1 protein-coding gene is annotated in these 589 nt (G+C 70.5%); it reads right to left on the bottom strand.

Going from position 1 to position 589, the window contains the following annotated elements; translation table 11 throughout:
• Positions 1–589: HAMP domain-containing protein (locus AAE045_RS23895; RefSeq protein WP_455549785.1), on the bottom strand; the 589-nt coding region annotated here is incomplete at both ends.

The following is a 589-nucleotide window of genomic DNA, read 5'->3' as shown; positions in this document are numbered from 1 at the left end:
CATCACCTCGACCAGGCGGCGGGTCACCGCGATGTTGGCCCCGACCAGCTGGTTGGTGTCCTCCACCATTTTGCCGTACTCGCCCGGGAAGGCCTGCGTGTCCATGCGGTAGCTCAGCTCGCCCGCCTCGTGGCGCTGGGCCATCTCGCCCTGCGCGGCCATCACCGCGCGCAGCTGGCCCCGCATGCGCTGCATCGAGTCCAGCAGGCGGCCCACCTCATCGTTGCGCGCCGGCGGCAGCGGCGTATCCAGACGGCCCTCGGCCACGTCGGCCGAGAGACGGACGGCATCGGCCAGCGGGCGGATCGCCTGACGGCGCAGCAGCACGTACACGCTGCCACTGAGCACCAGGGCGGCGCCCAGGCCAACGGCCAGGATGATCCACAGCAGCGCGCGCGCCTGCGCGGTGATCAGCGCGTGCGGCACGATCACGCCGAGGGCGAAGTGCTCTTCGCTGCCGCCGATGCGCAGCGGCACGTAGGTTTTCACATTGCCCGCGGCATCCGGTTCGAAGGCGTCGAACGTCTTGTCGGCCTTCACTGCCGCCAGCACCTGGGTGGTCAGCGCATCCTCGCGACGCTTGCCGATC

Origin of the sequence: Dryocola clanedunensis, from assembly GCF_038405435.1 — a bacterium.
Taxonomy (GTDB): domain Bacteria; phylum Pseudomonadota; class Gammaproteobacteria; order Enterobacterales; family Enterobacteriaceae; genus Dryocola; species Dryocola clanedunensis_A.
The sequence above is the reverse complement of the archived record's forward strand: the minus strand, read 5'-3'. Positions and strand labels throughout refer to the sequence as shown.